Source organism: Shewanella sp. 10N.286.54.B9, assembly GCF_041468565.1.
GTDB lineage: Bacteria > Pseudomonadota > Gammaproteobacteria > Enterobacterales > Shewanellaceae > Shewanella.
On the sequence record NZ_JBFRIY010000140.1, the window covers coordinates 1 to 326 of the forward strand.

Genomic DNA, 326 nt, shown 5'->3' on the forward strand with positions numbered 1-326 from the left:
ATCGTAACTGACGCTGGCTTCCGCATCCCTTGGTTCAAACAGATTTTGTCTCTTGAGTGGGATTATGTAGGCCGCTTTAGAAATAGAACGCACTGTAGAAAAATCGCGATTCATCATTGGTATCCAGTCAAAAAACTTTACGCTCAAGCAAGCTCTAGAGCTAAGAATCTCGGCGAATACTTTTTAGGTGAACAGGTCTCTTTCAATTCTCGTTTAGTTATCTTCAAACGTGACCCTAAAGGACGAAAAGATAGAACTGCAACAGGTGTTAAAGCTAGGCTGAGCAAGCGGTCTCGTGCAAGTGCCGAGCGAGAAAAAGAGCCTTG

Annotated in this window: 1 pseudogene; it reads left to right on the plus strand. The window is 43.9% G+C overall.

Annotation, left to right across the window (positions count from 1 at the left end):
• A pseudogene (locus tag AB4135_RS22245) lies at positions 1-326 on the plus strand (IS4 family transposase); the annotation flags it as partial.